The organism is Microbacterium hydrocarbonoxydans, from assembly GCF_023715885.1.
GTDB lineage: Bacteria > Actinomycetota > Actinomycetes > Actinomycetales > Microbacteriaceae > Microbacterium > Microbacterium hydrocarbonoxydans_C.
In genome coordinates, this window is sequence record NZ_JAMBOY010000006.1 from 30882 (window position 1) to 46997 (window position 16116).

The 16116-nt window shown below is 69.5% G+C and carries 13 protein-coding genes; 3 read left to right on the forward strand and 10 right to left on the reverse strand.

From position 1 onward, the window contains the following. The 4 genes from M3195_RS14750 to M3195_RS14765 form a co-directional block, all read right to left on the reverse strand. Entirely contained in the window at positions 1-423 is a 423-nt protein-coding gene (locus tag M3195_RS14750) for a DUF4233 domain-containing protein (protein ID WP_251588702.1), read from the reverse strand. Then, positions 420-1772 carry a bifunctional folylpolyglutamate synthase/dihydrofolate synthase gene (locus tag M3195_RS14755; protein ID WP_251588704.1) on the reverse strand — a complete coding sequence of 451 codons (1353 nt, stop codon included), beginning with the start codon at positions 1770-1772 and terminating at the stop codon, positions 420-422. Before M3195_RS14755 ends, M3195_RS14750 begins: the two co-directional genes overlap by 4 nt. After that, on the reverse strand, positions 1769-5143 hold the full coding sequence (ileS, locus tag M3195_RS14760; RefSeq protein WP_251588706.1) for an isoleucine--tRNA ligase: 3375 nt from the start codon (positions 5141-5143) through the stop codon (positions 1769-1771). Before ileS ends, M3195_RS14755 begins: the two co-directional genes overlap by 4 nt. A 387-nt stretch (positions 5144-5530) precedes the next feature. After that, on the reverse strand, positions 5531-6274 hold the full coding sequence (locus M3195_RS14765) for an endonuclease domain-containing protein (protein WP_251588708.1): 744 nt from the start codon (positions 6272-6274) through the stop codon (positions 5531-5533). Positions 6275-6625: 351 nt separating this feature from the next. On the opposite strand from M3195_RS14765, the gene M3195_RS14770 reads away from it, so the two are divergent. Then, entirely contained in the window at positions 6626-7276 is a 651-nt protein-coding gene (locus M3195_RS14770) for a pentapeptide repeat-containing protein (RefSeq protein WP_251588710.1), read from the forward strand. Here M3195_RS14770 and M3195_RS14775 read toward each other — a convergent pair. From M3195_RS14775 to M3195_RS14790, 4 genes are read right to left on the reverse strand one after another with little or no spacing between them, the layout of a single operon-like run. Next, a complete protein-coding gene (locus M3195_RS14775) occupies positions 7266-8774 on the reverse strand; it encodes a dipeptide ABC transporter ATP-binding protein (RefSeq protein ID WP_251588712.1) in 1509 nt (502 codons plus the stop codon). The genes M3195_RS14770 and M3195_RS14775 overlap by 11 nt on opposite strands. Further along, positions 8771-9583 (reverse strand): ABC transporter permease, encoded by an 813-nt coding sequence (locus tag M3195_RS14780; protein WP_251588714.1) that lies wholly within the window; start codon positions 9581-9583, stop codon positions 8771-8773. The genes M3195_RS14775 and M3195_RS14780 overlap by 4 nt, the downstream gene beginning before the upstream one ends. Continuing rightward, positions 9580-10548, reverse strand: a complete 969-nt coding sequence (locus M3195_RS14785) for an ABC transporter permease (RefSeq protein ID WP_251588715.1) — start codon at positions 10546-10548, stop codon at positions 9580-9582. Before M3195_RS14785 ends, M3195_RS14780 begins: the two co-directional genes overlap by 4 nt. A 37-nt stretch (positions 10549-10585) precedes the next feature. After that, positions 10586-12196 carry an ABC transporter substrate-binding protein gene (locus M3195_RS14790; protein WP_251588716.1) on the reverse strand — a complete coding sequence of 537 codons (1611 nt, stop codon included), beginning with the start codon at positions 12194-12196 and terminating at the stop codon, positions 10586-10588. Between the two features lie 169 nt (positions 12197-12365). On the opposite strand from M3195_RS14790, the gene valS reads away from it, so the two are divergent. Beyond that, positions 12366-14972: a valine--tRNA ligase gene (valS, locus tag M3195_RS14795; RefSeq protein ID WP_251588717.1), complete on the forward strand. Its 2607-nt coding sequence runs from the start codon at positions 12366-12368 to the stop codon at positions 14970-14972. Then, positions 14972-15187 carry a hypothetical protein gene (locus M3195_RS14800; RefSeq protein WP_251588718.1) on the forward strand — a complete coding sequence of 72 codons (216 nt, stop codon included), beginning with the start codon at positions 14972-14974 and terminating at the stop codon, positions 15185-15187. The genes valS and M3195_RS14800 overlap by 1 nt, the downstream gene beginning before the upstream one ends. 86 nt (positions 15188-15273) lie before the next feature. On the opposite strand, the gene M3195_RS14805 is transcribed toward M3195_RS14800, so the two are convergent. Together M3195_RS14805 and M3195_RS14810 are read right to left on the reverse strand one after the other, a co-directional pair. Continuing rightward, complete coding sequence (locus M3195_RS14805) at positions 15274-15492, reverse strand: hypothetical protein (RefSeq protein ID WP_251588720.1); 219 nt, start codon at positions 15490-15492, stop codon at positions 15274-15276. Beyond that, positions 15489-16085 carry an ArsR/SmtB family transcription factor gene (locus M3195_RS14810; protein WP_251588722.1) on the reverse strand — a complete coding sequence of 199 codons (597 nt, stop codon included), beginning with the start codon at positions 16083-16085 and terminating at the stop codon, positions 15489-15491. Before M3195_RS14810 ends, M3195_RS14805 begins: the two co-directional genes overlap by 4 nt. Positions 16086-16116: the final 31 nt, after the last annotated feature.

Below are 16116 nucleotides of genomic sequence, written 5' to 3' on the forward strand. Positions count from 1 at the left end.
TCATTCGCTCTCTGTGTGAGTCTCGGTGGCGGATCCGTCGGGGCGTCGTGCGTCCAGTCGGGCCCCTCCGATCGTCGCATACGCCCACATGCCGCCGAAAATCAGGACGACGAGCAGGATGGCCGGGACGAGGATCGCCGATAGCGCAATGACAGCCTGGATGACCCACCCCGCAGTGATGGCCCACGGCTTCGTGATCATGCCCGCCACCGCGATGCACGCGAGTCCGACGACGCCTCCTCCGACGATCCCCCACCACTGCGGGATGCCGGGTGGCAGTGTCTTGAGGCCGAAGATCGTGAGTCCCGCGAGGAACACCACGATCGACTCGAAGCCGAGCACGATCGGAGCGAGCTTCTGCACGAGGGTACGCGGTGGCCGCGGCGGGCGCTGCCTGCGTGCCGGAGCGGAGTCCGCGCTCACGCGCGCCACCCCGACTTCCAGTCCTCCTCCTCGGAGAGGGCGATCGCCTCGCCGGCGAGCACGACGGACCCGGCGATGAGGACCGCTCGTCGGTCGGACGACGCGGCCCACTCGCGCGCCGCGTCCGCGGCATCCGCCAGCGACTCGTGAACGGTCGCGCGGCGTCCGGTCGCCTCGACGAGATCGGCGATGGCGTCGGCATCGCTGGCGCGATCCGACTCCGGGGCGGTCGCGAAGACGTGGGCTGCCGCCGGGGCGAGTTCGGCGACGATGCCCGCGGCATCCTTGTCGGCGAGGATGCCGAGCACGACGCCCCATTCGTCGAAGTCGAAGCTGTCGCCCATCGCCTGCACGAGCGCGCGGGCACCGTGCGGATTGTGGGCGCCGTCGACGATCACGGTCGGCGAGATGCCGAGCAGCTGGAGCCTTCCAGGCGATGTCGCACCCTGCAGCCCTTCAGCGACGATGTCGTCGGCGATGCGCTGCTGAGCGCCACCGATCAGCGACTCCACCGCCGCGACGGCAAGGGCGGCGTTGTGCCCCTGATGCGCACCGTACTGCGGCAGGTATTCCTCGACGTAGTCCCCCGCGAGGCCGCGGATCGTGATGAGCTGTCCCCCGACCGCGAGGTTCTGCTCGACGAGACCGAAGTCCGCGCCCTCGAACGCGATCGACGCGCCGTGCTCCGCCGCCACACGGCGCAGCACCTCGGCCGCGTCCTCGGACTGCTCGGCCGAGACGACGGCCGCGCCGTCCTTGATGATGCCCGCTTTGACCGTCGCGATCTCGGCGATCGTGTTCCCGAGCCGATCGGCGTGGTCGATGTCGATCGGGGCGAAGACAGCGACGTCGCCGTCGGCCGTGTTCGTCGAATCCCACTCGCCTCCCATGCCGACCTCGAGCACGAGCACGTCGACCGGCGCATCGGCCACGGCGACGAAGGCGAGCACGGTGAGCAGCTCGAAGAACGTCAGCGGCTCCTCGCCCGCGGCCTCGAGCTCGGCGTCTACGATGCCCACAAAAGGCTCGATCTCGTCCCAGGCATCCGCCACCGCCTCGTCGGCGATGGGCTCGCCGTCGATCATGATGCGCTCGGTGAACCGCTCCAGATGAGGACTCGTGAAGAGCCCGGTGCGCAGCCCGTGGGCGCGCAGCAGACTCTCGATCATGCGAGCGGTCGACGTCTTGCCGTTGGTCCCGGTGATGTGCACGACCCGGTAGGTGCGCTGCGGATCGTCGAGCAGCTCGAGCACGCGAGCAGTGCGCTCCTTGCGCGGCTGCACCCAGCGTTCGCCGGCCCGGCTCAGCAGGGTCTCGTAGACGGCATCCGCCCGATCACGAGCACTCATGCGTTCGCCCCCTCACGCACCGCTGACGTGGCGTCGATCGTGACGATGATCGGGCCCTTCGCCGAGCCGAGCGCTCGCGCGCCCGTCCGGAAGACGCCGTCACCCGGACTCTCGACCCCGTCGACCACGGCATCGAGGCCGTCGGTCGCCTGCGCCGCGAAGGCGATCGCGAGGGTCTCGCGGGAGATCAGCTCGGCGTGCGCGGTGAGCGCCGCCGCGTCCTCGGGCGTCGCATTGAGGGCGAGCACGATGCGGTCGCTCACGTCGAGACCCGCGTTCTTCCGAGCCTCTTGGACGACGCGGATCGCGTCACGAGCGAGACCCTCGGCCTCGAGCTCGGGGGTGGTCTGCGTGTCGAGCAGCACGAACCCGCCGCCCGGTACGAGTGCCAGAGCCTCACCGTCGGGACGCCCCGAGGTCTCCAGCACGAGCTCGTACTCCGAGGGCTCCAGCGCGATACCGCCCGCGGTCACGACGCCGTCGACCTCCGACCAGTCACCGGCCTTGGCGGCCTTGATCACGGTCTGGACGTTCTTGCCGAGACGCGGGCCCGCCGCACGGGCGTTGACGCTGAGGCGGTGGCTGATGCCGTAGTCCGCGGCCGTCGTGTCGGTCTGCGCCACGAGCTCGACGGACTTCACGTTGAGCTCCTCGCGGAGGATGTCCTCGAATTGACCGAGCGTGTCGGCCAGCGGCGACACGACCGTGAGGCGCGCGAGCGGCAGCCGGACGCGGAGTTTCTCCTTCTTGCGCAGGGCGTTGCCGACGCTCGACAGCTCGCGCACGGCATCCATCGCGTCGCGGATGTCGTCGGCAGCGGGGAAGGCGTCGGCATCCGGCCAGTCCTGCAGATGCACGCTGCGACCGCCGGTGAGCCCCTGCCACACGCGCTCGCTCACGAGCGGCACGAGCGGAGCGGCCACGCGACAGAGCGTCTCGAGCACCGTGTACAGCGTGTCGAACGCCTCCGTGGACGTGCCCTCCCAGAACCGGTCGCGCGAGCGGCGGATGTACCAGTTGGTGAGAACCTCGGCGAAGTCGCGCAGGCGCGCGGACGCCGTGGTCGAGTCGAGTCCCTCCAGGTCGGAGCGCACGTCGCGCACGAGCTCGCCGAGCCGGGCGAGGATGTAGCGGTCGAGCACATCCGCGGAGTCCGTGCGCCACGACGCCTCGTACCCCCCGTCCCTCGCCGCGTTGGCGTAGGTCGCGAAGAAGTACCAGGAGCTCCACAGCGGCAGGAGGAACTCGCGCACTCCCGCACGGATGCCCTCCTCGGTGACCGCGAGGTTGCCGCCGCGCAGGACCGAGCTCGACATGAGGAACCAGCGCATCGCGTCGGAGCCGTCGCGGTCGAGCACCTCCGACACGTCGGGGTAGTTGCGCAGCGACTTCGACATCTTGTAGCCGTCGCTGCCGAGCACGATACCGTGGCAGCTCACGCCGGTGAACGCCGGGCGATCGAACAGCGCGGTCGACAGCACGTGCATCACGTAGAACCAGCCGCGAGTCTGCCCGATGTACTCGACGATGAAGTCGGCGGGTGCGTGCGAGTCGAACCACTCCTGGTTCTCGAACGGGTAGTGCACCTGCGCGTAGGGCATCGACCCCGAGTCGAACCACACGTCGAAGACGTCCTCGATGCGGCGCATCGTGCTCTTGCCGGTGGGGTCGTCGGGGTTCGGCCGCGTCAGGTCGTCGATGTACGGGCGGTGCAGGTCGACCTCACCCTCCGGGTTGCGCGGCAGCGCACCGAAGTCGCGCTCCAGCTCTTCGAGCGAGCCGTAGGTGTCGACGCGCGGGTACTCGGGGTCGTCGCTCTTCCACACCGGGATGGGCGAGCCCCAGTAGCGGTTGCGGCTGATCGACCAGTCGCGCGCGCCCTCGAGCCACTTGCCGAACTGCCCGTACTTCACGTTCTCCGGCACCCAGGTGATCCGCTCGTTGTTCGCGAGCATGTCGTCCTTGATCTCGGTCACGCGGATGAACCAGCTCGACACCGCCTTGTAGATCAGGGGGTTCCGGCAGCGCCAGCAGTGCGGGTAGGAGTGCACGTAGCTCTGCTCGCGGAGGAGGCGACCTTCTCCGCGCAGCAGGCGGATCAGGGGCGTGTTGGCGTCCATCCACAGCATCCCCGCGACATCGGTCACGTTCGGCAGGAACTTGCCGCCATCGTCGAGCGACAGGATCGTCGGGATGCCGGCGGCGCCGGCGACGCGCTGGTCGTCTTCACCGTAGGCGGGGGCCTGGTGCACGATGCCGGTGCCGTCGCTGGTCGTGACGTAGTCGTCGACGAGGATGCGCCAGGCGTTCTCGGTGCCGTACGTCTCCGCATCCGCGTAGTAGTCGAAGAGGCGGTCGTACGTGACGCCCTGCAGCTCCGAGCCGCGCAGGGTCTGATCGACCGCGGCGAGCGCGTCGTCGGCACTCTCGTAGCCGAGGTCCTTCGCGTAGCCGGCGAGCAGCTCGCGCGCGAGGAGATAGCGGTGAGCCGACGCCTCGACAGCGGCGTCCTCGCTCCCCGCGACGGCGTGCACGTCGGCGGCGCCGCCGGGACCGGCGGGGAGCACCACGTACTCGATGTCGGGCCCCACGGCGAGCGCCAGGTTGGTCGGGAGGGTCCAGGGCGTGGTCGTCCAGGCGAGGGCGCGCACGGCGGTCAGACCCAGAGCCTCGGCCTTCGCGCCGGTCAGCGGGAACGTGACCGTCACCGACGGGTCCTGGCGGTTCTGGTAGACGTCGTCGTCCATGCGCAGCTCGTGCGCCGACAGCGGCGTCTCATCGCGCCAGCAGTACGGCAGCACCCGGTAGCCCTCGTAGGCGAGGCCCTTGTCGTAGAGGGTCTTGAACGCCCAGAGGACGCTCTCCATGTACCCCAGGTCGAGCGTCTTGTATCCGCGATCGAAGTCGACCCAGCGCGCCTGGCGGGTGACGTAGTCCTGCCATTCGTGCGTGTACTTCAGCACCGAGGAGCGCGCCTTCTCGTTGAAGACGTCGATGCCCATGGCCTCGATCTCGCTCTTCTCGGTGATGCCGAGCTGCTTCATCGCCTCCAGCTCGGCGGGCAGGCCGTGCGTGTCCCAGCCGAAGACGCGGTCGACCTTCTTGCCGAGCATGGTCTGGAACCGCGGGAAGAGGTCCTTGGCGTATCCCGTCAGCAGGTGACCGTAGTGCGGCAGACCGTTGGCGAACGGCGGGCCGTCGTAGAACACCCACTCGTCTGCGCCCTCGCGCTGCTCGATCGAGGCGCGGAACGTGTCGTCCTGCTTCCAGACGTCGAGCACCTCGCGCTCGATCTCGGGGAAGCGCGGGCTCGGGGCGACGGAGGCAGCCTGGTCAGCGGCCGGGCCGAAGGAGGATCGCGGGTAGGTCATGTCGTCTCGCAGGAGTCGTGGCGGATGCTGCTGCGAGGACGACCCTCCGGATTCACTCTCCGGATGGACCGCGGTACCACCCCGCGTGCCGCGCCTCACGGCGGGACCACTCTCACTGCGGCTGTGACGGGCCTGCCCCGCTCGGTTCTACTGGGCCCCTCCTGTGCGGGCGGAGCCGTTCTTCCGAGAGCTCCCCGGTGATGGCCGGATCGGTGCTCGTGATTCCATTGTACGTGTGGCCCGGCGCCTCCGGCATCCGCGCTGCCTCTCGCATTTCGAACCGCGATGGGTGCGACGCGTGCGCCTCGCACGGTGTTGTGCGCTTCCGACGGTGAGTCGTGCCGCATCCGACCTTCTGGAGCGCACATCTCCGCCGAACCCGCCTGCCTACCTCGCACGATGCAGTCCCTGCGCCACTGCGCGCATGACGAGATCCTGGACCGTCGGCCAGTCGAACATGATCTGCGCGTACGAAAGTCGGATCACGTGGTACCCCATGAGACGCAGATCCGCGTCGTGCCGGATGTCCTCGGTGCGCTGCGGCCCGACGTGGTGGGCTCCGTCGATCTGGATGACGAGACGATCTCCGATCAGTGTGTCGACGCGGTGTCCGGCTATCCAGATCTGGATGCGGAGGGGCTCGCGGAGCCATCGCAGGCGGATCCGAAGGTACGTTTCGAGCCCGGCATCCGCGAACGGGGTCGCGTGCGCGAGCACAGCTCGAGCGGCGGGCTTCCACACGTGGTTCTGTAGCGCATCGAGGGTGACGAGCGACTTGTTCAGCGCCGACTCCCACGTCGCAAGGGCCTGCTCGAATGGTTCGCACTCCGCTATGTGGGCGAGCACGTTCTCGATCGGGTCGACCAGCTGATCAGGGTCCCGGGGCACCAGCGGGTTCCCCCAGTGCAGACGGGCGTCGATCGGGAGGCGCCTGGTCGAGTGTGGCGGCACTGCGAAATGGGGCGGCCCAGACACGTCATGGACCCAGAGGCCGAGCAGGCTCGCCTGTGTGCGGCAGGTGAGGACGACCCCGAAGCGCGCCGCGGCGGTCAGGGTGCGCTCCGCAGCCGGATCGGCGAGCCATCCGCGACGCGGCCTGACGACGAGGCCGCGTCGCACCGCATCGTCCACGCATCGACGCGAGAAACCCCTCTCGCCTACCCATTGCGCCCGCACGACGCCGCCCCGACTCGCCATAGCGTCGATTAGTTCTTCGGCACTCCGCATCCGCTGAGTGTCCACGACGTGTGCCCGCCCGCGACTCGAACGACCCGTCCGGTGCACAGTCGGTGGAGCACAGCATCCATATCGCATCGGTGGAGGAGGAGTCGCGCGCGCATCTTCAGAGGAGTTGAGCGCGTCGCGCGGTCGTGCAGTCCGCACCGATCCTCGTGAGGCGCACATCTCCGCGGGGGACGAACGCACCACGCACGTGCACATTCGCGGCACGACAAGGTCGGCGCCCCGGCCTACGCTCGAGGCATGGCTCGCACATCCGACGCCCTCGTCGCCCCTCGCGTCTCCCCTCCCGACCTCCCGCCGCAGCTCGACGACGCCCGGCCGGCTCGCGGGGCCGACCTGTTCACGGCACGGCTCGACCTCGACGGCACGGTCGACCTCGCGCACTCGTCGCTCGAGCAGTGCACGATCAGCGCGGATGCCGACAGCATCGACCTCACGGGAGCGACCCTCATCGACGTCGGGATGACGGGCGCCCGCATCGCCTCGCTGCGAATGCGGGATGCGAACGTGCGTCGCGTCAGGATCACGGGCGGGCGGCTCGGCACCCTCGACCTCAGCGGAGCGCGGATCGACGAGCTCGAACTGCGCGGGGTGCGGATCGACTATCTGAACCTCGGCGCGGCGAAGGCCACCGACGTCGAGATCGCCGAGTGCGGCGTCCGCACGTTCGACATGCCGCAGGCCGAGCTCACCCGCGTCCGCTTCGCCGACACGCGCAGCGACGAGGTGGACCCGCGTGGTCTTCGCGCGACGCACGTCGACCTGCGCGGGCTCGACGCCGGCGCCTTCCTCGACGCGAACAGCCTGCGCGGCACGACACTGTCGTCGTTCCAGGTGCAACAGCTGGCCCCGGTCCTCGCGGCGAGCATCGGCATCCGCGTCATCGACTGACCGGACCGCCCGCCTCGAGCAGCTCCTTCGTGAACGGATGCTGCGGCGCAGCGAACACCGCCCCCACCGACCCCTGCTCGACGATCGCCCCGTCCCGCATGACGATCACCTCGTCGGCCACGGCGCCGACCACATCGAGGTCGTGCGACACGAAGATCATGGTGAGGGCGCGCTCGCGCTGCAATCGGAGCAAGAGGCGGAGGACCCGTTCGCGCACCGACGGGTCGAGCGCAGAGACGGGTTCGTCGAGGACGAGCACCTGCGGGTCCGCGGCGAGCGCGCGGGCGATGGCAGCGCGCTGACGTTGTCCGCCGGAGAGAGCGTGCGGTCGGCGACGCGCGAGGCTCGCGTCGAGATCGACCTCGCGTAGCAGCTCGTCCACGCGGCGGGCGCGCTCGGGCCGAGGAACCCCGCCGGCGGCCAGCGCCTCGCGCAGCGAGCGTCCGATGCTCCACCGAGGATCGAACGCTCCGAGCGGATTCTGGTGCACGAGCTGCACACGCCGGGGTGTCGACCACTCCAGGGCACCCTCGTCGGGACGCTCGACCCCGACGATCATGCGGGCGAGGGTCGTCTTTCCCGATCCCGATTCGCCCACCACGCCGAGCGTGCGACCCTCCGCCACGGTGAACGACGCATCGTCGACCGCCGGCACGCCGCTGAACGCCTTCGAGACCCCGCTCGCGACCAGCACAGGAGGCGCGACAGCCGCAGCACTCCTCCGCGGATCGTGGATCGTGGCGGCGATCAACCGGCGCGTGTAGTCGTGCTGCGGGTTCTCCAAGACCTCGGCGACGGGGCCGGACTCCACGACTGCTCCTCCGCGCATGACCAGCACCCGGTCTGCCACCCGGCGCACGGCGGCGAAGTCGTGGCTGATGAAGACGACCGCCGTTCCGGCATCCGCGATGTCGCGCAGCAGGCCGAGGATCCTCGCCTGCACCGTGGCGTCCAGCGCCGTGGTCGGCTCGTCGGCGATGAGCACTGCCGGGTCGGCCGCGAGCGCCGAGGCGATCAGAGCGCGCTGCCTCAGCCCGCCGGACAGCTCGTGCGGGTACTGCCGCGCGCGGCGTTCGGCGTCCGGCATCCACACCCGCTGCAGCAGATCTCGCACGCGGGTCTGTGCTCGATGCCGCCCGCCCGCGAGACCGTGCAGGCGCAACGGCTCCGCGACCGCATCCCCGATCCGCTGCAGCGGGTCGAGGGAGACGAGGGCGTCCTGCGAAACGAGGGCGATGCGTCGGCCGCGCAGGCCCCGCCACCCTCGTTCGCTCAGTGCCCGTACGTCGGCGCCGTCGATCGTCAGCCTCTCCATGCGCACGCGGGCGTTCGTCGGCGTGAGCCCGAGCAGCGCGCGAGCCGTGAGCGACTTGCCCGCTCCGGATTCCCCGACGATGGCGACGCACTCCCCCGCCTCGACGAGCAGCGAGAATCCGTTCACGACAGACTGGGCGCCGAAATCGATGCGGAGTCCCTGCACATCCAGCACAGCGGTCACGTCGTCCGCCCTTCGGCTCGCGCGCGGAGAGTGCGCCCGACGATCGTCGCGGCGACCACCGTCACGGTGACGGCGATCCCCGGGAACACGGCGATCCACCACGCCTGCCCGAGCACGTTGCGTCCTCCGGCGAGCATGAGACCCCACTCGGGCGTCGGCTCTGACGGCCCGAGACCCAGGAAGCTCAGCCCGGCCGCCGCGAGGATGCTGGATCCGATGCCGATCGTGGCGAGCACACTCAGCGATCCCAGGACGCCCGGCGCGACGTGACGCACGAACGCCCGAACCGGCGTGACCCCGAGGATGCGCGCAGCCTCGACATGCTCCATCCCGCGCAGCACCCGGGTCTGCACACGGGCGAGACGGATGTACACGGGCACCGCGGCGAGGGTCACCGCGATGGCGATGTTGACCGCCCCTGGTCCGAGCACGGCGATGACGACGAGCGCGACGAGGAACTCCGGGAACGCCATGAGCACGTCGTTCACACGCATGAGACCCGCGTCGACGGCTCGCGGTGCGACACCGGCGAGCGCTCCGACGACGAGTCCGGCGACGAGCGCGATCGCCGTCGCGAGCAGACCGATGCCGATCGAGCGTCCCGCCCCGTAGACCACCCGGGAGTATACGTCGCGGCCGCTCTGGTCCGTGCCGAACAGGTGCTCGGCGCTGGGCGCCTGCAGCGCCGCGCGTACATCGGTCTGCAGCGGGTCGTGCGTCGACAGCAGCCCGGGGAACAGCGCGGCGAACGCCAGCGCGGCGAGGACGGCGACCGCGCACCACAGCAGCACGGTCTGGGCGCGCCTCATCGGAGCACCGCCGTCGACGTGCGCCGCGTGGGACGCGAGTGCTGCGTGCGCAGCCGAGGGTCGAGGAGCGGATGCAGCAGCTCGACGATCAGGTTCACGACGACGAACACGACGGCGCTGAGCAGGATGATGCCGGTGATCACGGGCAGATCCCTGTTGCTGATCGCCGCGAGCGTGACCCGCCCGAGTCCCGATCGCGCGAACACGGTCTCGACGAGCACCGCACCGCCGAGAACGGAACCCGTGAGGTAGGCGGCGAGGGTGATCGCTCCGGCCGCACCGTGGCGCAGTCCGTGCCGCAGGGTGAACCATCCGGCGCTCGCGCCCCGGGCACGGACGGTCTCGGCGAACGGCATCCGCTCCGCCTGGGTGAGCCCGTCGCGGAGGACCTGGCTGAGCAGCGCCGCGACCGGGAGTGCCAGGGTGACCGCCGGCAGCACGATCGTCGCCGGGTTGCGCGCACCGGAGACGGGGAACCAGCCGAGGCCGAACGCGAACACGCTCAGCAGCACGAGGCCGATCCAGAACACCGGGGACGACAGGATGACGAGTTCGACGCCGGCGGCGATCGAACGCCCCACTCGGCCGCGCACGAGCACCGTGACGACGAGCGCCAGGATCACCGCGATGAGCAGCGCCAGCGCCGACAGTTGCAGCGTGGCGCCGAGCTGACGCCCGATGACCTCGGTCACGGGCATACGCAGCTGGTACGACTCCCCGAGGTCACCCCGGGCGAGCTGGCCGATGAAGGAGAGGTATTGCTCGAACGGGGGACGGTCGAGTCCGAATTCCGCGCGGATACCGTCCTTCACGGCCTCGCTCACCTGGGCCTGCGGTCCGAGCATGACCGACACCGGATCCCCGGGGATCACCCGGAACGCCAGGAACGCGAGGGTGGCGGCTCCCCAGAGCACCACCACGACGGATGCCGCGAGCCCCGCGATCCGGAACAGCGCAGCCTTCACGTTCGTCCCGCTCCGATCGCTCAGCGACCGATCCCGGTCAGTCGACGCTCACATCGTAGAACAGGGGCCGTCCGTACAGGTCGTACTGCAGGCCGCTCACGCGCTCGCCGACGGCGGTGATCGCCGACGGCACGTACAGCGGCACGATCGCCTGATGCGTCGCGTTCCACTGCTGCAGCTGCATGTACAGCGTGTCGCGCTGGCCCTGGTCGCTGGTGGCGACAGCCCGCTCGAGCAGCCCGTCGACCTCGGGGTCGGAGACCTGAGAGGCGTTCTGGAACCCGTCGGTGTGCAGGTGGTTGCGCAGCAGGTCGGGGTCGACGCCCGAGAAGCCCCAGTCGGTCAGGTCGAAGGTCTTGGGTCCGTACTGCTCGTTGTACGCGCCGGGCTCCAGGACCTCGCGGACGACATCGATGCCGATCGCCTTGAGGTCCGACTGGATCGCGTTGGCGAGAGCCGCACGGTCGTCGGGCACGGGCGTGTAGGCGATCCAGCGCACCGAGAGCGGCTGACCGTCCTTCATGCGGATGCCGTCGGCGTCGCGCTCCGTCCATCCGGCCTCGTCGAGCAGCGCGTTCGCCGCCTCGGGGTCGTAGGGCCAGCTGTCCTCCAGCGCGGCGTCGTAGCCCGGCGTGGTCGGGCCGAGGATGCTCCACGCCCGCGGGAACTGACCGAAGAAGATCTCCTCTACCGCGGCGTCGATGTCGATACCCTTCGCGAAGGCCTGACGCACCTTCTCATCGGCGAAGACCCCGTACTTCTCGTTGAGGTACAGCGAATAGGGCAGGCCGGGGTACTCGACCGAGTCGACAGTGATCGCGTCGCCGAGATCTCCGGCGAGGTTCGGCGGGATGTTGCTGGCGATGTCGGCCTCGCCGCTCTGCACCACCCCGGTGCGCACCGACGCTTCCGGCTGGATCTCGACGCGCAGGGTCTCGACCTCGGGTGCCTTCTCGCCGTGCGGACCCCAGGCGTAGTCGTCGTTGCGGGTGTACACGATCTCCTGATCGGGCGTGTACTCGGTGAGCTCGTATGGGCCGGTGCCCACCGTGATGCCGGGGCCACCCGCCTTGAGCTGGCCCGCGGATTCCTCGAGCACGGCCGGCGAGTAGAACCCGAGCTGCGGTGTGCTGGCCGCCTGGAGGAACGGGGCGTACGGCTGCGTGAACGACACTTTGACGGTGTGCTCGTCGATGACCTCGGTGCCCTCGTAGAAGTCGGCGCCGAGCATGCTCGCGGCCTGGGCGGACTCCGTCTCGGGGTCGACGATGCGGTCGAAGTTCGCCTTGACCGCCTCCGCGTCGAAGGGCTCGCCGTCGGTGAAGGTCACGTCGTCACGGAGAGTGAAGGTGTACTCGGTGCTGTCGTCCGACACCGTCCACTCGGTTGCGAGCCAGGGTGTGAACGATCCGTCCTCCTCCTGGAAGACGAGGGAGTCCAGCACCGCGCGCTGCACCATCCCCGACACGTCGAGCTGGCTCACCTGCGGGTCCATGTGCCCGGCCGCCAGGTTCGCGCCCTCGATCGACCAGACGAGCTCGGCACCGGCGGAGTCGGACGAACCGGCGGAGCACGCACTGAACGCCAGTGCGGAGACGGCGGCGAGCGCCACGACGGGGAGAACGCGACGCGCGGGGTGTGCAGGCATGACTATTCCTCGGAAGAACGGGTCGGGATGAATCCAGTCTAGGGCGGATTCTTGGACTCGGTCGATGTGGCCGTCGGGCTCGTGCACGACCGCGGTCGGTACACTGGAGCCACACCCCACACTCAGGCACGCTCACACAGTGCCGCATACATCGCTCGAGGAGACCTCCATGTCCGAGTCCGCACTCTCTCAGATCCCTGACAAGCCCGTACTCGAAGGCCTCGAAGCGAAGTGGGGCGACGCATGGTCCGAGCAGGGCACCTACCTGTTCGACCGCATCCGCGCCGCCCAGTCCGGCCGCGAGGGCGTCTACTCGATCGACACTCCCCCGCCGACCGCGTCCGGCAGCCTCCACATCGGCCATGTGTTCTCGTACACCCACACCGACGTGAAGGCCCGCTACGAGCGCATGCGCGGCAAGACGGTGTTCTACCCGATGGGCTGGGACGACAACGGCCTGCCGACCGAGCGCCGCGTGCAGAACTACTACGGCGTGCGTTGCGACCCGTCGCTCCCGTACGACGCGGAGTTCACTCCCCCGTTCGAGGGCGGCGACAACAAGTCGAGCCGCGCCGCCGACCAGGTGCCGATCAGCCGCCGCAACTTCATCGAGCTGTGCGAGCGCCTGACGGTCGAGGACGAGAAGCAGTTCGAGGCGCTGTTCCGCCAGCTCGGCCTCAGCGTCGACTGGACCCAGACGTACCGCACCATCTCCGACGACACGATCCGTCAGAGCCAGCTCGCGTTCCTCCGCAACCTCGAGCGCGGCGAGGCCTATCAGTCCCTCGCGCCCACACTGTGGGACATCGACTTCCGCTCCGCGATCGCGCAGGCAGAGCTCGAGGACCGCGACCAGCAGGCCGCGTACCACACGATCGATTTCCCCTTCGCCGACGGCTCGGGCTCGATCACGATCGAGACCACCCGTCCCGAGCTGCTCCCCGCGTGCATCGCGATCGTGACGCACCCGGAGGGTCCGCACAAGCACCTGATCGGCACGAAGGTGCGCACACCGTTCTTCGGTGCCGAGATCGAGATCCACGGCCACCACCTCGCCCAGCCCGACAAGGGCACGGGCGCCGCGATGGTCTGCACCTTCGGCGACGTGACCGACATCATCTGGTGGCGCGAGCTGCGCACCGCCGACGGTCGCGACCTGCCCAACATGACGACGATCGGTCTCGACGGACGCTTCCTTCCGACCGCCCCGTCGATCGTGGCGAACGCCGAGGCGGCCGACTGGTACGCCGCCGAGCTCGCCGGCAAGACCGTGTTCTCCGCGCGCAAGGCGATCGTCGAGAAGCTGCAGGAGACCGGCGACATGACCGCCGTCGGCAAGCCCTTCAACCACGCCGTGAAGTTCTTCGAGAAGGGCGACCGCCCGCTCGAGATCGTGTCCACGCGTCAGTGGTACATCCGCAACGGTGCCCGCGACAGCGAACTCCGCGACGAGCTGCTCGCGCACGGCAAAGACGTTGCCTTCCACCCCGACTTCATGCGCGTGCGCTACGAGAACTGGGTCGGCGGCCTCACGGGCGACTGGCTCGTGTCGCGTCAGCGGTTCTTCGGTGTGCCGATCCCGCTCTGGTACGGCCTCGACGAGAACGGCGAGCGCGACTACGACCGTGTGCTCACACCCGATCACGCCGCACTGCCGATCGACCCGACCACCGATGTGCCCGCGGGCTACTCCGAGGACCAGCGCGGCGTACCCGGCGGGTTCGACGCCGAAGCCGACATCCTCGACACGTGGGCCACGTCGTCGCTGACGCCCCAGCTCGCCGGAGGATGGCAGCGCGATGAGGAGCTGTGGCAGCTCACCGCGCCGTTCGACCTGCGCCCGCAGGGGCAGGACATCATCCGCACCTGGCTGTTCTCGACCATGCTGCGCTCGACCCTCGAAGACGGCCGCTCGCCGTGGCGCAACGCCGCGATCTCGGGCTTCATCGTCGACCCCGACCGCAAGAAGATGTCGAAGTCCAAGGGCAACGTGGTGACTCCGGCCGACATCCTCGACGCCCACGGATCGGATGCCGTGCGCTACTGGGCCGCGTCGAGCCGCCTCGGCATGGACGCGGCGTTCGACCCGCAGAACCCGACGCAGGTGAAGATCGGCCGCAGGCTGGCGATCAAGGTGCTCAACGCCGCGAAGTTCGTGCTCTCGTTCCCCGTGCCGGAGGGCGCGCAGGTGACGCATGCCCTGGACGCGTCGATGCTGACGGCGCTCGACGCCGTCGTGGTAGAGGCGACCAAGGCGTTCGAGAACTACGACCAGGCCAAGGCCCTCGAGGTCACCGAGGCCTTCTTCTGGACCTTCTGCGACGACTACCTCGAGCTCGTCAAGGAGCGCGCCTACGACCAGACGAACGTCGGCCAGGCCTCGGCCGCGCTCGCGCTGCGCCTCGCCCTGTCGACACTGCTGCGCCTGCTGGCGCCGGTCATCTCCTTCGCGACCGAGGAGGTCTGGTCGTGGTTCGAAGAGGGATCCGTTCACACGGCATCCTGGCCCGAGCCCCTGTCCATCGACGGCGACACCGCGGTGCTCTCCGCGGCGAGCGAGGCTCTGATCGGCATCCGCCGGGCGAAGACCGAGGCGAAGGCCTCGCAGAAGACACCGGTCTCGCGCGCCGAGATCGCGGCGCCGGCGGCCAAGCTCGAGGCGCTGCGCGCCGCGGCCGACGACCTGCGCGCGGTCGGACGCATCGCCGAACTCGAGTTCACGGAAGCGGCGGAGTTCGCCGTCGCGATCGAGCTTGCTGCGGCCGATGAGGCATGATGCAGCTGGGCACCCGCTGGTCGACCGGGGCGGAACCGCCGGCGTCCGTCCCCTCGATGCTCCACCCCGCGATCGCCGAGGTGGAGTCGAAGGGACTCACGGGTCAGTGGACCCTCACCTGGCTCGAGGGCCGGGCGATCGCCGAGCTCGACGCCGGCTGGGAGGTCGTCCAGACCGCATCCGGCGACGTCGTCGCCCGCCCGTTCGAGGACTGAGCCTGGCCGGGTCGCCCGCACCACCCGCGGGTCGTTGAGCGAGGGAGCGCAGCGACCGAGACGAAACGCGCTGCACTCCGGTCGGCTCAGCGCCGCGGCACGCCCATCTGCGCGAGCAGGTGCTCGACGGCTCGCGGGTCGTGCCGTCGGGCCTGCTGCTCGCGGAGGATGTCGAGGGCGATCTCCCGGCGCTCCGCGCGCGCCGCGATCCGGCGCTCGACGAACGCCTCGAGGTGCCGGGCGAGGGTGAGGATGCGTCGCTCGACGAGAGTCGGCGCCGTCAGGCGCAGGGCTGCGCTGGTCATGATTCCTCCGTCCGTGCGGCGGTCGGCAGGTCGAACAGCTCCGTGCGGAGCGTCACTCGGCGTACCTCCGGTCCGGTCTGGCCCTGATAGCGGTCGACGACGCGATCCACGACCGCGCCCAGTTCAGCTTTGAGCTCTGCCATCTGATCGGCAGTCAGGTCGAGGTAGGTCGTCATGATGACGCCCGCGTCGCGCCACTCCTCGGGAATCTCCGCCTCCGACCGATTGAGATAGGCCATGAGGGTCTCGTGACGCAGCCGGAAGAACTCCGAGGTGACGATCTGCGCCGAGGCGCGGTTCGACGGGGTCATGGTGTCATCAGGACCCGGCAGATTGATCCGTCCCTTCGGGCGCTCCCACCACCGTTCCCGGGCGGTGCCTCGACCTTCGACCTCGCGGATCAGGTCATGCGCGGCGAGGGCTCGCAAGTGGTAGCTCATGGAGCCCGAGGTCTCCCCGACGAGCGCGGCGAGCGTGCTGGCGGTCTGCGGACCGCGCTCGCTCAGGAGATCGAAGATGCGCACCCGCAGTGGATGCGCGAGCGCCTTGAGCGCGCCGGCATCCAGGCTGCGGGACTCTCTCTTGTCGGCCATGCATGCAAAGATACTCTTGCAAAACTATCTT